This window comes from Sphingomonas oligophenolica, assembly GCF_039522915.1.
Taxonomy (GTDB): Bacteria; Pseudomonadota; Alphaproteobacteria; order Sphingomonadales; family Sphingomonadaceae; genus Sphingomonas; species Sphingomonas oligophenolica.
Genome location: NZ_BAAAEH010000028.1, coordinates 1 through 16,042 on the forward strand (window position 1 = coordinate 1; position 16,042 = coordinate 16,042).

The 16,042-nt window shown below is 65.9% G+C and carries 15 protein-coding genes and 1 tRNA gene; 11 read left to right on the forward strand and 5 right to left on the reverse strand.

Annotated features, from left to right (window positions below; all coding sequences use genetic code 11):
* The 4 genes from bamA to rpmE all read left to right on the forward strand — a co-directional run.
* Positions 1-1,946 (forward strand): outer membrane protein assembly factor BamA (bamA, locus tag ABD050_RS13730; protein ID WP_343889952.1); only part of this gene is annotated, 1,946 nt, incomplete at its 5' end.
* Entirely contained in the window at positions 1,946-2,680 is a 735-nt protein-coding gene (locus ABD050_RS13735; protein WP_343889953.1) for an OmpH/Skp family outer membrane protein, read from the forward strand. The genes bamA and ABD050_RS13735, both read left to right, overlap by 1 nt.
* Positions 2,677-3,153, forward strand: a complete 477-nt coding sequence (gene fabZ / locus ABD050_RS13740; RefSeq protein ID WP_343889954.1) for a 3-hydroxyacyl-ACP dehydratase FabZ — start codon at positions 2,677-2,679, stop codon at positions 3,151-3,153. The genes ABD050_RS13735 and fabZ overlap by 4 nt, the downstream gene beginning before the upstream one ends.
* A gap of 84 nt (positions 3,154-3,237) precedes the next feature.
* The gene (rpmE, locus tag ABD050_RS13745) at positions 3,238-3,468 is read left to right on the forward strand and encodes a 50S ribosomal protein L31 (RefSeq protein ID WP_343889955.1); all 231 of its coding nucleotides are present in this window, start codon (positions 3,238-3,240) and stop codon (positions 3,466-3,468) included.
* A gap of 87 nt (positions 3,469-3,555) precedes the next feature.
* On the opposite strand, the gene ABD050_RS13750 is transcribed toward rpmE, so the two are convergent.
* Positions 3,556-3,858, reverse strand: a complete 303-nt coding sequence (locus ABD050_RS13750; RefSeq protein WP_343889958.1) for a plasmid stabilization protein — start codon at positions 3,856-3,858, stop codon at positions 3,556-3,558.
* Positions 3,859-4,001: 143 nt separating this feature from the next.
* Here ABD050_RS13750 and ABD050_RS13755 point away from each other — a divergent pair, with 143 nt between their 5' ends.
* Positions 4,002-4,490: a hypothetical protein gene (locus ABD050_RS13755; RefSeq protein ID WP_343889959.1), complete on the forward strand. Its 489-nt coding sequence runs from the start codon at positions 4,002-4,004 to the stop codon at positions 4,488-4,490.
* An 8-nt stretch (positions 4,491-4,498) separates the two neighbouring features.
* Here the strand turns inward: ABD050_RS13755 and ABD050_RS13760 are convergent, their stop codons facing one another.
* On the reverse strand, positions 4,499-5,233 hold the full coding sequence (locus ABD050_RS13760; RefSeq protein ID WP_343889960.1) for a hypothetical protein: 735 nt from the start codon (positions 5,231-5,233) through the stop codon (positions 4,499-4,501).
* A gap of 209 nt (positions 5,234-5,442) precedes the next feature.
* Positions 5,443-5,532: transfer RNA gene (locus ABD050_RS13765), tRNA-Ser, on the reverse strand.
* Positions 5,533-5,625: 93 nt separating this feature from the next.
* Between ABD050_RS13765 and ABD050_RS13770 the strand changes: the two genes are divergently transcribed.
* The 6 genes from ABD050_RS13770 to ABD050_RS13795 all read left to right on the forward strand — a co-directional run bounded on the left by ABD050_RS13770 (position 5,626) and on the right by ABD050_RS13795 (position 13,141).
* Complete coding sequence (locus tag ABD050_RS13770; RefSeq protein ID WP_343889961.1) at positions 5,626-6,672, forward strand: lytic murein transglycosylase; 1,047 nt, start codon at positions 5,626-5,628, stop codon at positions 6,670-6,672.
* Positions 6,656-7,600 (forward strand): SPOR domain-containing protein, encoded by a 945-nt coding sequence (locus tag ABD050_RS13775; protein ID WP_343889963.1) that lies wholly within the window; start codon positions 6,656-6,658, stop codon positions 7,598-7,600. The genes ABD050_RS13770 and ABD050_RS13775 overlap by 17 nt, the downstream gene beginning before the upstream one ends.
* 24 nt (positions 7,601-7,624) lie before the next feature.
* Positions 7,625-8,794 (forward strand): D-alanyl-D-alanine carboxypeptidase family protein, encoded by a 1,170-nt coding sequence (locus tag ABD050_RS13780; RefSeq protein WP_343889964.1) that lies wholly within the window; start codon positions 7,625-7,627, stop codon positions 8,792-8,794.
* Complete coding sequence (gene tmk / locus ABD050_RS13785; RefSeq protein ID WP_343889966.1) at positions 8,791-9,417, forward strand: dTMP kinase; 627 nt, start codon at positions 8,791-8,793, stop codon at positions 9,415-9,417. Before ABD050_RS13780 ends, tmk begins: the two co-directional genes overlap by 4 nt.
* Positions 9,414-10,406 (forward strand): DNA polymerase III subunit delta', encoded by a 993-nt coding sequence (locus tag ABD050_RS13790; protein WP_343889967.1) that lies wholly within the window; start codon positions 9,414-9,416, stop codon positions 10,404-10,406. The genes tmk and ABD050_RS13790 overlap by 4 nt, the downstream gene beginning before the upstream one ends.
* A 326-nt stretch (positions 10,407-10,732) precedes the next feature.
* Entirely contained in the window at positions 10,733-13,141 is a 2,409-nt protein-coding gene (locus ABD050_RS13795) for a TonB-dependent receptor (RefSeq protein WP_343889968.1), read from the forward strand.
* 398 nt (positions 13,142-13,539) lie between these two features.
* Here the strand turns inward: ABD050_RS13795 and ABD050_RS13800 are convergent, their stop codons facing one another.
* Positions 13,540-15,030 (reverse strand): ABC transporter permease, encoded by a 1,491-nt coding sequence (locus ABD050_RS13800; RefSeq protein WP_343889969.1) that lies wholly within the window; start codon positions 15,028-15,030, stop codon positions 13,540-13,542.
* Positions 15,027-15,944: an ABC transporter ATP-binding protein gene (locus ABD050_RS13805; protein WP_343889970.1), complete on the reverse strand. Its 918-nt coding sequence runs from the start codon at positions 15,942-15,944 to the stop codon at positions 15,027-15,029. Before ABD050_RS13805 ends, ABD050_RS13800 begins: the two co-directional genes overlap by 4 nt.
* Positions 15,945-16,042 lie beyond the last annotated feature (98 nt).

A 16,042-nucleotide genomic window follows, 5' to 3' on the forward strand; every position in this document is an offset into this window, starting at 1 on the left:
CCGACAAGAAGGACTTCATCATCACTTATGTGGTGGAGGAAGGCCCGCGCTACAAATTCGGCGACGTCACCGTCGACAGCGACATCCGCGATTTCGACAACAAGCGCCTCGCCGCCACGCTGCCGATGCACAAGGGCGACTGGTACAATGCCAAGCAGGTCGAGGATTCGGTCGACTCGCTGAGCGAATCGACCGGGCTGTTCGGCTATGCCTTCACTGACGTGAATCCCGAATTCGACCGCGACAAGGACAAGCTGACGATGGGGATTAATTTCCACATCGCCCAGGCCCAGCGCACCTATGTCGAGCGGGTCGAGATCAACGGCAACACCCAGACCCAGGACAAGGTGATCCGCCGCGAGATCCGCCTGTCCGAGGGCGATGCGTTCAACAGCTTCCAGGTCAAGCGCTCGCAGGACCGGATCAACTCGCTCGGCTTCTTCCAGGAGAAGTTCGAGATCAAGAAGAACCAGGGCTCGGCGCCCGACCGGGTCGTGCTGACCGCCGACCTCGAAGAGAAGTCGACCGGCGAGCTCTCGCTGTCCGCCGGCTATTCGAGCCTCGAGAAGTTCATCATCCAGGCCTCGATCAAGCAGCGCAATTTCCGCGGCAAGGGCCAGGAGCTGCGCGCAAGCGTCAACTGGTCGAGCTATTCGAAATCGATCGAGCTCGGCTTTACCGAGCCCTATCTGTTCGACAAGAACATCGCGATTGGCGGCGACATCTTCCGCCGCGATTACAACGCGTTCAACTATATCGGCGACCAGCGCAACACGACCTATACCCAGGTGTCGACCGGATTCCAGATTCGCACGGGCGTGCCGCTGACTGAATATTGGTCGCTCTCGGGTCGTTACGGCTTGTCTTATGACGAGGTCGGGCTCGACAAGGCTACCTATTTCAATCAAGTCACCAACACCTGCGATCCGAATATCGCTGGCCGTTATCTGTGCGACGCGATCGGCAATCGCTGGACCTCGTCGGTCGGCTATTCGCTTGTCTATGACAGCCTCAACAACCGCCTGCGCCCGACGGGCGGGCACCGCTTCGCGTTCAGCCAGGATTTCGCCGGGCTTGGCGGCGATGTGCGCTATGTCCGTACCCGCTTCGAGGGCGCCAAATATTGGGGCCTTGGCCATAGCGGCTTCGTCCTGTCGGCGAATGCCGAGGGTGGTTTTATCAAGTCGCTCGAGAAGAGCCGCGGCGCCGGGGTCGACAACGTCCGCATCACTGATCGCTTCTATCTGGGCGAGCCCGACTTCCGCGGCTTCGATATTCGCGGCATCGGTCCCCGCGTCACGCGTATTCCGTACACGACTGACTCCGCGGGTAACCAGATCCTTCAAACCGATCGAACCCAGTATCTTGCTGATGATGCGCTGGGTGGCCGCGCTTATTATCTCGGGCGGCTCGAGCTCGAAATCCCGCTCGGCGCCGGCATACGCGAGCTGGGGCTGAGGCCATCGATCTACCTTCAGGCTGGTGCGCTGTTCGGCATTACGCGTCCGCTCATAAACACCACTCCGTTCCCGGTTCATGAGGATCCGGTCACGCACAAGATCACGATAGCGGCCTACACCACCCAGGCTTTGAGCACAGGCGGCCTCCCGCTCTACTCCACGCCCGCGACGGATGCGCTCACCGTCGCAAATAACGGTGTTCCGCTGGTGACCACCTGCTCGACCGGGTATTCGGCCACGATCGGCGCGGTCGTCGGCGCTGGCTGTTCGGGTACTTCGACCAACGACAAATATCTCACCCAACCGGTTCAGCCGTACAAGGAGTTCTTCGGCGGCAATTCGGCCAAGCCGCGGCTTTCGGTCGGTGCCGGCTTCAACTGGAATTCGCCCTTCGGGCCACTTCGCATCGATGTCGCCTATGCGCTGCTGAAGGACCCGAGCGACGATACGAAGCTTGTTACATTCAACGTAGGGACACAGTTCTGATGAAGACGTTCACGAAGATTCTACTCGCCTCGGCGCTGGTTGCGCCGGCGTTTCTTGCGGCGGGACCTGCCAATGCGCAGGTCGGCGGCATCGCCGTGGCTGACCCCGAGGCGGCAATCCTGAGCGCGAAGGCGCTCGACACAGCCAATAGCTCGATCAGCACGACCTACAAGGCCCAGCTCGATCAGGCGCGGGCGCGCCAGATGTCGCTCCAGGCCGAACTCGCAACGCTGATCGTTCCGATCGACACCGATCACGACAAGAAGCTTTCGGACGCCGAGATCATCGCCGCCCAGAATGCGAAGAGCCCGGTGCTCGAGAAGATCAAGACGGCGCAGACCAATGCGCAGAACGATATCGCGCGCGCCAACCAGCCGGCTACCCGGGCCCAGGCCTATGCGATCGAGCAGATCACCCAGAAGTACACCGCTGCGGTGAACGCAGTGGTCGCTGCAAAGAATATCAGCCTGTTGCTGTCGGCGAACACGGTTCAGTTCGCAAAGCCTGCCGTCGATGTCACGGATGACATCAAGAACGAGCTCGATCGCGCCCTGCCGACCGTGAGCATCGCGCCGCCGGCCGACTGGCAGCCTGCACAGCAGACGCTGCAGCTCCAGCAGCAATATCAGCAGATCATGTACGCACAGGCAGTACAGCGCGCCCAGGCTGGCCAGGGCGCTGCTCCGGCACCAGGCACTCCTGCCGCGCCGACGAAGAAGCCGACCGGTCGGTGAACGACACGGTAACGACGGGGTCGCTCGGCCCGCTCGATATCGGGCGGGTCATGGCGGCGCTCCCGCATCGTTACCCGATGTTGCTGGTCGACCGGGTCGAGGAGTTGATCCTCGACCGGTCGATCGCGGCCATCAAGGCGGTGACGATCAACGAGAATTTCTTCCAGGGGCATTTCCCGGGAAGGCCGATCATGCCCGGCGTGCTGATCGTCGAGGCGATGGCGCAGGCAGCGGGGATCCTCGCGGTCGAATCGCTCGGCCTCGCTGGCTCGGGCAAGCTCGTCTATTTCATGGCGATAGATGGTGCGAAGTTCCGCAAGCCGGTCGAGCCCGGCGTGCTGCTCCGCCTCGAGGTCGAGTTCGTTCAGAAGCGCTCGAGCGTCTGCAAATTCGCCGGTCGTGCGACGATCGACGGCCAGCTTGCCGCCGAGGCGAATTTCACCGCGATGATCGCCGATCCGCCGAAAGGTTGAACTACTTGCTCAATCGTGATGCGGCGTGTAGTGCGCCGCGCTTGTCCCGGCTGGTCGGAAACCAGCCAATGACGGAGTTTTGACGTGAAAAAAGACATTCATCCCGACTATCACACCATTAAGGTGCAGATGACCGACGGCACCCAGTTCGAGACTCGCTCGACCTGGGGCAAGGAAGGCGATCTGATGACGCTCGACATCGATCCACTCGCGCATCCGGCGTGGACCGGCGGCCGCGGCCAGATGCTCGATTCGGGCGGCCAGGTCGCGCGCTTCAACAAGCGTTTCGGCGGGTTGACCCTCAACAAGAAGTAAGGCGCGTGCCGCATTGGCGGCGCGTCAACCGCGGGCAGGCAAACGACACCGTCGCGGCTTTCGCCTGGCGGTGTCGTTTGGCGCGCGTCACGCGTGGCGCCGCCGCCGCGTCTCCCAGCCTTTCTTTGCCGCGGCCGAGCGATCAGCCGCGCTCCGGCTCGCCGAAGCGGCGCCGCCCTTGCGGCCGCCTTTGCGTGACGGTGCGTGGTTTTCCGGCCTGCCACGACCCGAGCCCGATTTCTTGCCGCCGCCGGTCTCCTTGTTGACGGTCGCCCAGGCGCGCCGTTCGGCCTCCTTTTCGGGCACGCCGCGATCCTCATAACCCTCTTCGATATGCTCGGCCTGACGCTTCTGCTTGTCGGTATAGCTGCTCTTGTCGCCGCGGGGCATGGATACTCTCCCAACATGGTGTGACCGACGCAATAACGATCGAGCGCGAGCCAGGTTCAGCGCGAGAGCTGCCCGGATCAGCCATGAATTGCCTTTGCCTCGAATAGCAGGCACCTTTCCGGGGTTCATTGGGGGCGATGATCATGGGGTGGATTGCGCGCGCAACGGGATTCCTGTTTCTGCTGAGCGCATCGCAGGCCGATGCCGGTGGCCGGATCGCCTATCCGTCGCCCGGCCAAATGTATGCGCTGCTTGCCATCGATGTTCAGGTGACTTTCAATACCGCAGTGCCGCCCGCGCATAGCTTCAGGGCGCGATCGCCTCTGTTCGAGTTGGCGCAGATGCGGAGGAGTTTCGTCCGGACCGTCAGCTTAGAGCCAAGCGTCAGGCGCTACGACATGCCGGTATCGGCTCGTTTGCCGATGATGGTGGATGTGGGGGCCGAAAGCTTCAGGCAGGATCTGTTCCCCGAGCAGCAACGCGCGCGCATGGTCTCGCCGATTGACGCAAGGCTCACCTTTTCGATCGGGGGATCCTACGGACCGAACGGCACCCTTTGCCTCGACGGCGGGGTGGCCGGCGCGCTATGGCGCATGAGCCACCCCCTGACGGTTACGTCCGCCGACCCCTGAACCCACCGTCAATAATGATGGTGGTGATAGCCGCCCGGATAAGGGCGGGGGCCTCGGCCGTAGCCATGGCGATAGCCGTAGTCGTAGCCATAGCCGCGATGGCCGTAATACCAGGTATGATAGGGATAGGGCCGGTAGGTCCAGCGGCCCTCATAGAAGATCCAGGGCCGGTACCAGACCGGCGCGGCGTAATAATAGGGATCGCCATAGCCCTGATAATAAAAGGGCGGCGCATCGTTGCGCACGACAAAGCCAGGCGGACAGCCGGGGCTGGTGTCGTTGCTGCTGGTGCTGCCGATCGCCGCGCCGCCGGCCGCGCCGGCGACGCCGCCGACGAACGCCCCGGCGCCGCGATCATGGCGCCCGGCGATGCTCGAGCCGAGCAGCGCGCCGAACAGGCCGCCGATTATCGCGCCGGCGCCGGCATTGCTCCGCGCCTTGACGCAGTAACGCTGTGCCCAATCCTCGGCATAGGCCTCGTAGCGCTGGTCCTCCGCCTGTTGCGCCGCATAGGCCTGATCGGGCTGGTAGCCCGGCGGGGGCGGAGGCGGCTGCGAACCGTCATAGCCCGGGGGCGGGGCATCGTAATCGCCTTGCTGGGGGTCGCCTTGATATGCCGATTGCGGCCCATCCTGATAATTGGGGGAAGGCGGCTGGTAGCCCTGCTGCGGTGGCGGCGGGTAGTCCTGGGCCGACGCGATCGATGCGGACAGCGGGGAGAGCGTGGTCGCCAGAGCAACCATGGCGCAGGAAACGCGACGAATTGACCGGGACATCAAGGCTTCCTTTCAACGCTGCCGCACAGGCGGTGCGCCATCATCCCTGAATGTTGCCTGACCGGACTCGAAACGATCGCCCCATATCGCGGTTTCCCGGCCGTGCCGCCGCTCCTCGCCAAGCAAGCCTGGCCTTGACGGTGCGAAAATGCGGCGGCCCCACGCTGGGTGCGGGATGGCGGAGAGGGTGGGATTCGAACCCACGGTGAGCGTGAACCCACGGCGGTTTTCAAGACCGCTGCCTTAAACCACTCGGCCACCTCTCCGCGCGCCTTGCGCTTAGAACGCGCACGATCATTTGTGCAAGCGTTGCGACTATTGGGGTTCATGTCGCCGGGGGCCTGTGCCAATGTCCCGTGATGCGAGCATCTTGGACAGCTTCTCTTCGAAAGACCGGCCTTGGCCTGGCGGTGGCCGCGTGCCTCGCGCTCGGCACTTCGGCGGGCGCGCAGGACGAGGCAGGCTTCCAATCCTATCTCGCGACGCTGCGCATGCAGGCCGAGGCGCGCGGCGTCTCGCGCACGACTCTCGATGCGGTAATGCCGACGCTCACGCTCAACACGCGCGTGATCGAGCTTGACCGCGCCCAGCCCGGCGCCGACCCCAACGCCCCGCCGCCGCCCTTCGCGCCGTATCGCATCGATCATGTCGACGCGGCGCGGATCAGCCGCGGGCGGCAGGCCTATCAGGCGCAGCGTTGGCGGCTGCAGACGATCGAGCGGCAGACCGGCGTGCCTGAATCGATCATGGTCGCGATCTGGGGCAACGAGACCAATTACGGCAAGGTCATGGGCGGCTTCGACCTGCCGCGCGCGCTGGCGACGCTTGCCTATGAGGGGCGGCGGCGCGATCTGTTCGCCGACGAGTTCATCGCCTCGCTCAAGATGATGGACCGCGGCGTTTCGAGGTCGCAACTGGTCGGCAGCTGGGCCGGCGCGACAGGCGGCCCGCAATTCCTGCCCTCCATCTACCTGCGTCTCGCGCGGGACGGCGATGGCGACGGCCGGGCCGATATCTGGTCGAGCGAGGCTGATACGCTTGCTTCGATCGGTGCCTATTTCGCCAATGCCGGCTGGCGGCCGGGCCAGCCCTGGGGGCTGGCGGTGAGCGTGCCGCCAGGATTCGACCGCAGCCAGATCGCCAATCGCACGCTCTCGCCGCGGTGCCCCAGGGTGTTCGCGCGGCACAGCGGCTGGAAGACGATGGCTGAGTGGCGTGCGCTGGGCCTGGCGCCGCAGTCGCGCGGCTGGCCCGGCGACTCAGTCCTCGCAACCCTGCTCGAGCCCGACGGCCCGGGCAGAACCGCCTATCTGCTGACCGGTAATTACCGGGTGATCCTCGATTATAATTGCTCCAATTTCTACGCGCTTTCCGTGGGATTGCTCGCTGATGCCGTTGAACAATAAGGTGTTGACGCTCGCTCTGCTCCTTGCCGGATGCGGCGGCGGCGATGGCCGGGAAGGCGCGCCCTATATCGCGGCGCCGCCAATGGACGGCCAGCCGGCTCAGTCGCACCCCGGGCCGATGGCGCCGAGGCATGAATCGCCGCGCGCGGAAATGCCGGTCTCCTCGATCGACCAGCCAGCGCCGGCCGATCTGCCGCAGGGACCCGGCCCGCGCGGCACCTCGGGCGAGCAACGCTACGATACGGTCGGCTATGCCGGTCTCCATGACGGCGCGGGCTCAGGCCCCTATTCGGCCGCGACGATCACCGTCGCGCAGAACACGCTGCCGGTCGGTTCCTATGTAGAGGTGACCGCGCTCGACAGCGGGCGGACGATCATCGCCCTTATCGTCGACCGCGCCTCGAGCGGGCGGATCGTCGAGCTCTCGCGTGGCGCGGCGCAATTGCTCGGCGTCGGGGATGGCGCCGCGGTGCGGGTGCGGCTCACCACCCCGTCATCGCCCGATCAGATGGCGCTGCGATCGGGCCGCGCCGCCTCGCCGCGGATCGACGCGCCCGAAGGCCTGCTCAAGGCGCTGCGCCGGCAATTGCCGGCCGGGATCGCCCCGTCGCCGCCGGTCCGCCGCGCGCCGCCGCCCGCGGCCCGGCCCGGCGCTCGCTATAACCAGCCCGCACCTGCGCCCACCCGCGCCCCGCCGCCGGCGGCGACGGCCGCGACGCGGGGCGGCTTCATCGTCCAGGTCGCCGCCTTTTCGACGCGTGACCGGGCGCAGATCGCGGCGCGGCAGGTCGGCGGCAGGATCGTGGTTGCGGGCACTGTCTTCCGCGTCCAGATCGGTCCTTTCGCAGATAGCACGAGCGCCAAGCGGGCACGTGACGAGGTCGCCCGGCATGGCTATGGCGATGCCCGCGTGGTGCATATCGAGTAACCCTTAAGCGTACGGACAAGTGACATGAAGAAACTGCTGACCGCCTCAGTCCTCGCGATCGTCTCGTCCTGGCCGGCCGTCGCCGCCGCGCCCGATTTCCAGACGAACGCCCCGATCGCCTATATGGTCGACATGTCCTCGGGCGCGGTGCTCTATTCGAAGGACCCCGATCGCCGCATCCCGCCGGCATCGCTGGCCAAGATGATGACGGTCTATGTCGCGTTCGGACTGCTCAAGAGCGGACAGATCAAGGCCGACCAGCTGTTCGACGTCCGCCCCGAGACCTGGCAGCAATGGCACGGCCCGAAGGCGGGTTCGACCATGTTCCTCTCGACCGGCGAGCGCGTCAGCGTCGACAATCTGCTCAAGGGCATCGTGACGCTGTCCGGCAACGACGCCTGTGTCGTGCTGGCCGAGGGCGTCTCCGGCACCGAGCAGGCCTTTACCAGCCTGATGAACCAGCAGGCAGCAAAGCTCGGGCTCACCAACAGCCATTTCGGCACCTCTAACGGATGGCCCGACAATGGCGTTACCTATGTGACGGCGCGCGACCTCGCCAAGCTCGCTGCGGCGACGATCCGTGACTATCCGGATCTCTACAAGCGCTATTACTCACTGCCCAATTTTACCTGGGGCAAGACGCTGGGCGCCGGCGCCGACATCACCCAGGCCAATCGCGATCCGATCCTCGGCCGCGTTGCCGGCGCCGACGGGCTCAAGACCGGCCATACCGACGAATCCGGCTACAGCTTCACTGGCTCGGCGATCCAGAATGGCCGCCGGCTCGTGATGGTGATGTCCGGCATGAAGAGCTTCAACGAGCGGATCGACGAGTCGGTCAAGTTCATGAACTGGGGCTTCCGCGCCTGGCAGGCCAAGCCGATCGTCTCCAAGGGCCGCAAGGTGGAGACGGCCGAAGTCCAGCTCGGCAGCGCCAACAAGGTCGGGCTGGTCGCGCCGAGCGACCTGACCGCGACCCTGCCCGCCGGCGCGGCGCCCGACATCCAGCTTCGCGTGGTCTATGACGGGCCGATCAAGGCGCCGATCAAGGCAGGCCAGCATATCGCCGATCTCGAGGTGATCAGCCCGGACATGCCCAAGCAGATCCTGCCGCTCGTCGCCGAAACCGACGTGGCCGAGGCCGGCTTCTTCGGCCGCGCCTGGGCCGGGCTCAAGGGCCTGTTCGGCGGGTGACAGGGCGCTTCATCTCGCTCGAGGGCGGGGAAGGGGCCGGCAAATCGACTCAGGCGGCCCGGCTTGCGGCGGCGCTTGCCGCGCGCGGGATCGATGCGCTGGTGACGCGCGAGCCGGGTGGCAGCGAGGGCGCCGAAGCGATCCGCGCGCTGCTCATGCAAGGGTCGGTCACACGCTGGAGCCCGCATAGCGAGGCGTTGCTGTTCGCCGCCGCCCGCGCCGACCATGTCGAGAAGCGAATCCGCCCGGCGATCGGCGCGGGGACCTGGGTGATCTGCGACCGCTTCATCGACTCGAGCCGCGCCTATCAGGGCGTGGCGGGCGGGATAGACGACGCCGCGGTGCTTGCACTGCACGCCTTCGGCTCGCGCGGACTGCTGCCTGACCGGACCTTCGTGCTCGAAGTCCCCGCCGATCAGGGGCGCGCCCGGGCCGAGGTGCGGGACGGCGCGGCTGCCGACCGGTTCGCGGCCCGGGGCGACGCTTTCCACGCCGATGTCGCGGCCGCCTTCCGCCGCTTCGCCGCGCAGGAGCCGGAGCGGGTGCGCCTGATCGATGCTTCGGGCACGCCCGACGCAGTGACTGCGGCGCTGCTCTTTGAATTGAGCGACCTGCTGCCGTGACACTGCCGGTCGGCAATGAAGCGGCGCATGCTGCGTTCGCCTCGGCGATGGAGAGCGGCGCTCTCCACCATGCGTGGCTGTTCGCCGGCCCCGAGGGCGTGGGGAAGGCGAGCTTCGCGCGCGCCGCAGCGCTCAGGCTGCTGGCCGAGGGCGCTTCGCCGGGCACTTTGCCGCGGGTCGACGGCGTCGGGGGCTTCGATGTGCCCGAGGGCGACCGCACGAGATCGCTGATCGCGGCCGGCTCCCATCCCGATTACCGGGAGCTGACCCGCCAGCCCAAGGATGCCGACAAGCCAGGGGTGGACCTCGCCCGCAGCATCCCGATCGCCCAGGTCCGCGCGCTCCAGCCCCTGTTCGCGACGACGCCCTCCATGTCCTCGCGGCGCGTCGTGCTGATCGACGCGATCGACGATCTCGAACGCGGCGGCGCCAATGCGCTGCTCAAGAATCTCGAAGAGCCGCCAGCAGGAACGATTTTCCTGCTGATCAGCCATGCACCCGGCCGCCTGCTGCCGACGATCCGCTCGCGCTGCCGCCTGCTTCGCTTCGAGCCGCTTGACGACAAGGCGATGGCCGGCGTGCTGCGCGATCGGCTGCCGGAATGCGACGATGCCGAGATCGCGGCCTTGGTGAAGGCCGGGCAGGGCGCCCCCGGCCGCGCGCTCGGCTTTGCCGGGCTCGAACTCGCCAAGCTCGATGAAGCGATGGCCGCGATCGCGCGCGATGGCGACCCCGGCAACGCGCGCCGTGCGAGGCTCGCCAAGCTGCTCGCGCCCAAGGCTGCCCAGCCGCGCTACGAGGCATTTCTCGACCGCGCACCCGCCTTCATCGCTGCGTCGGCACCGGGCCGGGGTGGCGAGCGGTTGCGAACGGCGCTCGACAGCTATGATGCGGCACGCGCGCTGGCGGCGAGCGCGCGCGGGCTGTCGCTCGATGCTCAGGCGACGGTGTATGAGATGGCCGGGCTGGTGGCGAAGTTGGGCGAGTAGGGTCCGATCAACGGCTGCGCGTCAGCTGGCAGTCGACCCGATATCGAAGAGATCGAGCACCGAGTCCATTGGCGAGCGCGTCGAGGAGATATCCACTCACCCACCGCTTGGTCGTGGCTGGCCATCATGATCGGGAGCGTAGGAGGAAGGCCATCCAGTCCGTCGCGCGATATTTCGAGGTCCGTGACGCGCAGGCCGTGCGACTCCCTCCCAGTCGTTCCGCAATGCCTCCCCAGACATTCTTCGGTCCTCGAAATCCGCGCATGACGTCGGTGAAATGAAGCGCCGGCCGGGACAGCGAGACCATGCGCTCGAGGGAGGGATGAATGACCGGATCAGCCTCAGCCATTGGACGTCGTGCGCGCCTGACGATTGGCCTCTCGTCGATTGCGCTTGTCGGCGCTCTCGCGGCCGCCCCGGCGCGCGCCCAGGAGGCTCCTGCCGCGCCGACGACGGCTGCGCCCGGGGCGGGGTCGGGCGGGGATATCATCGTCACCGCCCGGCGCCGCGACGAGGGCCTGTCGAAGGTGCCGATCGCCATCACCGCAATCGGCAGCGAGGATCTGGTCAAGCGCGCGGTCACGTCTGACGCCGATCTGCAGCGCACCGTCCCCGGGCTCACCATCCGCCAGACCCAGGGCAACAACTCGCTGACCTATTCGCTGCGCGGCCAGAGCGCTGATATCTTCAGCGGATCGCCCTCGGCCGTCGTCACCTATTTCAACGAAGTGCCGATCCCGGTCAGCGGCGCGTCGAGCTTCTTCGATCTCCAGTCGATCCAGGTGCTGAAAGGGCCGCAGGGTACCTTGTTCGGCCGCAACGCCACCGGCGGCGCGGTGCTGTTCACATCGGCCAAGCCGACCGACAGCCTCGAGGGCTTCGGCCGCCTCCGCTACGGCAATTTCAACCGCGTCGAAGGGGAGGGCGCGCTCAACATCCCGATCGTCGACGATGCGGTGCTGCTGCGCGTCGCCTTCAACATCACCCATGACGACGGCTTCATCCACAATCTCTACACCGGCGATACGCTTGGCCGGATCAACCGCGAGGGCGGGCGCCTGTCGCTGACGCTCAAACCGACTGACGCCATCACCAACACGACGATGCTGCAATATGCGAAGAGCACCGGCACCAATACCGGCGCGTCCTACACTTTCAGCGTCTATGCCCCCGGCGAGACCAATAACGGCCATGTCCTGTCCTCGGGCGCCGGATTCCTGTTCGGCCCGACGCTCGATCTCGCCTTCGGTCCGGGCGCCTGGGCTGCTTATCTCGCCGCTCATCCCAAGGCCTATGCGCCGGGCCTGCTCGCCTATGTCGACGAGCAGAGGCGGCTCGGGCCCTATGTCACCAACCATCCCGGCGGCGACCGGCACTTTGGCGAGAGCTGGACGCTGACCAACACAACCGAGATGGCGCTCGGCGCCAATCTCAAGCTGCGCAACATCTTCGGCCTGGTCGACAGCTATACCCAATCGGATCAGCCGCAGCTTGGCGCGCCCTATGCCACCATCCTGACCGAGAATGCGCCCAAGGGGCAGCTCGGCAATGTCGATGATCTGCGCTCCTATACCGAGGAACTCCAGCTTCAGGGCCAGACCGGCGCGCTGGACTTCATCATCGGCGCTTATTTCCAGCGGCAGCGGGTGAATACGCTGTATCCGCAGACGTATTTCGATCTCTCGCCCAACCCGGGTTTTCCCTCCTATGCGACGAACTATTTCCGCATCAAGAATTACACTGACGCGATCTACGCGCAGGGGATGTACGATCTGTCGTCCATCGGTGCCGAGGGCTTCAAGCTGACTGCGGGTCTGCGCTACACGCGCGAGCGGGTTTTCGGCTTTCAGCTGCCCGGATCGGACAATTTCGGCGCACCCGAGCAGGAACGGACCTATCGGGCGCCGAGCTGGGAAGCCGGCCTGCAATATCAGGCGAGCCCAAATGTGCTGCTCTATCTGAAGACACGCGGCAGCTTCCGCGCCGGAGGCTATAACGGGACGCTCAACCCGGTCAGCATCGCCGCGCTGGGCGCCAGCCCGTTCTTCAATTCGGAGACGACCCAGGACATTGAAGGCGGCGTCAAGTTCAACGGCAATGCGTTCGGCCGCCGCGCGACCCTCAACCTCGCTTTGTTCAATCAGTGGATCCAGCATGTGCAGCGCGTCGAGTTCCCGGATCCGGACGGCGCCGGGCCGATCGCCTCGATTGCCTTCACCACCAATGTGCCGGCCGAACGAGTGCGCGGGCTCGAGCTGGAGGGCTCGATCAATCCGGCGGACTGGCTGCGCGTGGGTGGCCAGCTCGCGCTCACCGATGCGAAGTTCACGAAGAATACGGTCGTGCTGTTCGGCAACAGCTTCAGCTACGGCCCGGTCGGCGATACGCCGAAATCCTCGGGAACCCTATGGGCCGAGATCACCTCACCGATCGACCCCGCCGTCGGCCAGCTGGCACTGCGCGGCGAAGTCTATGCGCAGAGCGGCCAATATTTCTCCAACGCGGCGGACACGATCGCGCCGCGCACCCGCCTGCCGGGCTATGCACTGGTCAATGGCCGGCTGAGCCTGAACGATATCGGTGGATCGAAACTCTCGGCGGCGGTGTTCGGCGAGAATTTGCTCGACAAGCAATATTTCGTCGGCGGCATGCAACTCGCGGTGGCGCTCGGCCAGAATGGCGCTGTGGTCGGCAAGCCTCGGACTTATGGCGTGGAGCTTTCGGTCAAATTCTGACGGTCCGGGAAATCAGCACTTTGTAACAAGCGTTGCTGGTCATGGGGCTGGAAGCACTCCACACGGACGGCTCACCTTTGGCCGAAAGACCCCTTTTCGGCCACCGCAAGCTTCGCCGCCGTCGCTTCTGTTCGCCTCGGTGAGCGCGCTGCTCTCGATGCGCTCGAAGTCAGCTTTGATGTCGGTGAGGCAGCGTGAATCCTGGTGCGCGGCGAGGGGCCCGGACGCGCCGTGCGCGTGCAGGGCTCGATCGATGAAGGGCTGCTCGCGCGGATCGATCGCGTGGCATCGAGCCGGTCGTGCTTTCTGGCCGATGCGGCGCGCGCTGCGTTCGCCGCGGGCGGTTGACCGATCCGGAGGGCGGGCGGCTTCCCGCCGGTGGCAGTAGCGTCGGCCGCTCAGCCCGGGCTGCGCACGTGTCGCGCGAGTTCGGCAAGGCTCGGCCTGCCGCCGCCCGACAACAGGCTGGCACGGAAGATCCGCCCTAGCGCGACGATCTCGAGGACGATGAAGGCAAGCAACGTCGCCGCCGAGCCGATCATCTCCCAGGCCGGAATCCCCGAACCGAGCCGTGCCAGCACCGCGAACGGCGTGTAGAGCGGAATCCAGGTGAGCGCCTCGATGATCGGCCCACCGGTATCGCGCAGCACGGCCTGGATGAGCAAGGTCACCGGCAGCATGATCACCAGCAGCACCGGCGTCAGGAAGCCCTGTGCGTCGCGCATCGAATCGCTCATCGCGCCGATCACCAGGAAAATCATCGAGACCATCAGATAGCCGGCAACGAAGAAGAACAGGATCGCCGCGATGCTGCCGGGGGTGGACACCGGCTCGAGCGCTGGCCGGATCAGATCGGCGATGGCGCCGTGCGTTGCAAAGGCTGCGAACAGCCCGCAGGCAACCCAGGTCGCGACCATCGACAGGCCGATCGCGACAGTGCCGACCAGCTTTCCATACATCAGCTCGTTCGGGGTGATACAGGCAAGCACCGTCTCGATGAGCTTGTTGCTGCGCTCCTCGATGGCGCCCTGCAGCATCCAGCTCCCCGAGAGGACCAGCGACATCAGCAGGATATAGGCACTGGCCAATGGCAGGATCGAGCGGATCACCACGCGCTCGCGCCCGCTGCCTTCGGGTGGTGTCGTCACGCCGATCGCGGGGGCAAGCGACGCGGCCACCGCCGCGGTCGGCCCGGCCACGCCATTGGCCAGGAGATAGCGCGTACGGAGCTGGCTGGTCAGCACGCCTTGCAAGGTCGCGACGAAGGAGGCGCGCGGCACGCCGTTCGCCCATAGCCGCACCACCGGCGACGCGCCGAAGTCGCGTGGGATCAGGACCACATAGTCGATCGGCTTTCGGCCTGATTTGTCGGCTGGACGAAGCCATGGCGCGAGCAGCCCGTCAATCGACCTCGCCGGTGCGGTAGCGATCGCCGTCGGAGTCGGGACGATCCGATAGTCGGCGTCCGGCGTCTCGAAGGCATCCGCGTCGCGCTTCGAGACCAGGGCGATCCTGGCGATCGCTGCCTTTTGTCCGCCCGCGGCGATAAAAGCCTCCACATCCGTATCGCTGTACCAGCGCCCCTTGTGCGCCCAGAGCGCGTCGGGCGCGGCACGCTCCAGCCCATGGCGATCGACATAGTGCGACAAGGCATCCATCACCCGCCGCTGGTAATCGATCTCGATCAGATGGCCGATCGCCGAGGCGACCTGGCCGCCGGACTGATCCACCAGCATCACGGTTTCGGTATGCGGCTTGTCGACGAAGCGCGACAGCAGCGGCCCGGCGGCCAGGGCGAGCGGAATGATCATCAGGGTCAGCCAGAAGCTGCGGGTGCTGGCGATCTGACGATATTCGCGCGCGGCGACGAGCAGGATGTGCTGGATCATGACCGTGCCTCCGCCCCGCCGACAATGTGCAGGAAAACATCGTGCATGCTCGCCCGGCGCTGTTCGAAACGGCGCAGCGGAAAGCCGGTCGAGGTGCATCGCTCGAGCAGATCGCCGGGGTCCTGGCCGGGCTGCAGCTGAACCTCCCAATCGAACCAGCCATGGTCGCGGGGGGCGAGTTCGCGCGCCTCCGCGACGCCTTCAAGGCTCGCCGGGGATCGGTTCGAGGTCAGCGTCAGCTGGATGGGCAGGGCAGCGCGTGCCTCGTCCTGCGTGCCCTCGAACTGCTTTCGGCCATGGGCCAGGAACAGCAGGCGGTCGCACAGCCGCTCGGCATGCTGCATGACATGAGTCGAGAAGACCACCGCCGCGCCGTCGCGCGCCGCGCCGAGGATGACCTCTTCGAGCAATCCCTGATTCACTGGATCGAGCCCGGAAAAGGGTTCGTCGAGCAGCAGCAGCCTGGGCTTGTTGACGATCGCGGTCGCGAGCTGGACCTTCTGCGCCATGCCCTTGGAGAGCTTCTCGACCGAGGTGCGCGCGAATTCGGCAAGGCCGAAGCGCTCGAGCAGCGCCATTCCCTCGCGTCGGGCGGCGCCGGCGGTCATGCCCTTGAGGCGCCCGAGATAGATGATGGTGTCGATCGCGGTCATCGATCGATACAGGCCGCGCTCCTCGGGCAGGAAGCCGAGGTCCGGGCTCGCCGAGCGCCCCGGCGGATGGCCCATGACCGAGATCGTGCCGGCATCGGGCCGCAGGATATCGAGCACCATGCGCAGCGACGTCGTCTTGCCGGCGCCGTTCCCGCCCAGAAAGCCGAACACCTCACCCGGTGCGACGGCGAAGCTCAGATCGTCAACTGCCGTAAAATCGCCGAAGCGTTTGACGACTCCTTCGAGCTCAAGGGCTTCCACGCCGATTCCCCCTTTTGATGCAGTGACATGTAGCTGAACGCGGTGCGGTTCGACAACAGCACGAACCCTTTACGGTCGCCCCGATGACGCCGATACTT

Bases quoted from the DNA above. Each gene is read 5' to 3' on its own strand.
- ABD050_RS13735 (WP_343889953.1), top strand. From the start codon at position 1,946: ATGAAGACGTTCACGAAGATTCTACTCGCCTCGGCGCTGGTTGCGCCG.
- ABD050_RS13750 (WP_343889958.1), bottom strand. From the start codon at position 3,858: ATGCCCCGCGGCGACAAGAGCAGCTATACCGACAAGCAGAAGCGTCAG.
- ABD050_RS13755 (WP_343889959.1), top strand. From the start codon at position 4,002: ATGGGGTGGATTGCGCGCGCAACGGGATTCCTGTTTCTGCTGAGCGCA.
- ABD050_RS13760 (WP_343889960.1), bottom strand. From the start codon at position 5,233: ATGGTTGCTCTGGCGACCACGCTCTCCCCGCTGTCCGCATCGATCGCG.
- ABD050_RS13770 (WP_343889961.1), top strand. From the start codon at position 5,626: ATGCGAGCATCTTGGACAGCTTCTCTTCGAAAGACCGGCCTTGGCCTG.
- ABD050_RS13775 (WP_343889963.1), top strand. From the start codon at position 6,656: ATGCCGTTGAACAATAAGGTGTTGACGCTCGCTCTGCTCCTTGCCGGA.
- ABD050_RS13780 (WP_343889964.1), top strand. From the start codon at position 7,625: ATGAAGAAACTGCTGACCGCCTCAGTCCTCGCGATCGTCTCGTCCTGG.
- ABD050_RS13795 (WP_343889968.1), top strand. From the start codon at position 10,733: ATGACCGGATCAGCCTCAGCCATTGGACGTCGTGCGCGCCTGACGATT.
- ABD050_RS13800 (WP_343889969.1), bottom strand. From the start codon at position 15,030: ATGATCCAGCACATCCTGCTCGTCGCCGCGCGCGAATATCGTCAGATC.